This window comes from Aeromonas sp. ZOR0002 (genome assembly GCF_963866995.1).
In the GTDB taxonomy this organism is placed as follows: Bacteria; Pseudomonadota; Gammaproteobacteria; order Enterobacterales; family Aeromonadaceae; genus Aeromonas; species Aeromonas caviae.
Window position 1 is genome coordinate 1 of sequence record NZ_CAWMFQ010000201.1, and the last position, 1,611, is coordinate 1,611.

Annotated in this window: 1 protein-coding gene; it reads right to left on the bottom strand. The window is 65.1% G+C overall.

Annotation, left to right across the window (positions count from 1 at the left end; translation table 11 throughout):
* Nucleotides 1-1,419 (bottom strand): polynucleotide adenylyltransferase PcnB (gene pcnB / locus AACR77_RS11830; protein WP_042881716.1); only part of this gene is annotated, 1,419 nt, incomplete at its 3' end.
* Nucleotides 1,420-1,611: the final 192 nt, after the last annotated feature.

Consider the following 1,611-nt stretch of genomic DNA (forward strand, 5'->3'; position numbering starts at 1 on the left):
ATCACCGCTGCGGGAGTCGGCGCGCTCGCCGCTCGCCGGGCGGCGGGTCGCCTCCCGTTGCAGTTGCGGGCGCACGTCCGGGTTGGAGGCCACATAGCGCTCCCACCAGCTCGCCAACTCGCCGAGGCCGCGCTCGACCCGGTTGCGCAGCAACAGGAAGTCGAAGGCCGCACGGAATTTCGGGTGCTCCATGGCGCGCTCGGGGTGCTTGCCCTGGCGGCGGGTCAGGCGCTGCTGCAGGGCCCAAATGTCGCGCACGTCCGTGGTGAAGCGGCGCGGCACGGCGATGATCCGCACCTGGTTGTCCAGCACCTCGTTGATAGCCAGCATGAAGGCATCGTACCAGGGCAGACCGCTCTCGTTTTCCAGCACCCGGCCGCGGGCCTCGACGGCGCCCCACAGCAGGGTGGCGTAGAGGAAGGCGGGGGTGACGCGCTTCTCTTCACGGACCCGGGTATCGGTGTCCATCAGCGCCTGCTCGATGAACTGCTCGTAGGGCGAGTTGCCGTGGGGCGTGAACAGGGCGGCTACCTGGGGGAACAGCGGCTGGAACAGCCCGTATTCCCGCAGCAGCTTGTAGGTGGCCAGACCGTCCCCCGCCAGGAACAGCTTGAGGGTCTCCTCGAACAGGCGGGCGGCCGGGATGTCCTGCAGCAGCGGGGCGAGCTCCCGGATGGGGGCGGCGGTGCGCGGGCTGATGGTCATGTCGAGCTTGGCGGCGAAGCGCACGGCGCGCAGCATGCGCACCGGATCTTCCCGGTAGCGGGTCTCGGGGTCGCCAATCAGCTCCAGTCTGCGCGCGGCCAGGTCTTCCAGCCCACCCTCGAAATCGTGCAGGGTGAAATCCTTGGCGCTGTAGTAGAGGGCGTTGACGGTAAAGTCGCGACGCTCGGCATCCTCTTCGATGGTGCCGTAGACGTTGTCCCGCAGCAGCATGCCTTCATCGGACTGGGCCGACACATGCTTGCTGGTATTGACCTGATGGTGGTGACCCCGGAAGGTGGCCACTTCGATCACGTCACGACCAAAGACGATGTGGGCCAGGCGGAAACGGCGGCCAATCAGGCGGCAGTTGCTGAACAGCGCCTTGATCTGCTCCGGCGTCGCGTCGGTGGCGATGTCGAAATCCTTGGGGGTCTTCCCGAGCAGCAGGTCACGGACACCGCCGCCGACCAGGTAGGCCTCATAGCCCCCCTTGTTCAGGCGATAGAGCACCTTGAGGGCATTCTCGCTGATCTCTTTGCGCGAAATCGGGTGCTGGTCACGGCTCAAGGTACGGCGCTGTCCGGCGACACGGGCCGGAATGGGGGACTCCACCGACTGCTCGCCGTCTTCCTTGCCGAGCACTTTGCGGCAAAAGTTTGCGATCTGGGAAAAAATGGTACACCTCGTTATGACTTCAAATTGACGGGAGGCCAAAAAAATAGCGGCCTATCATAGCTCAGCCCCAACCAAATGAGAAACGGTGTGGCCTGCTTCCCCTTGATTGGTCCTTTTGGGGCAAGAAATGCAGCCGGGGCTAGCTTTGCCCTTGCGGGATCTTCTGCTGGCGGGGCACCCGGGCCAGCTGCCAGTGGGCGATGCCCCAGCCGATGATCTCGTCGATCCGGC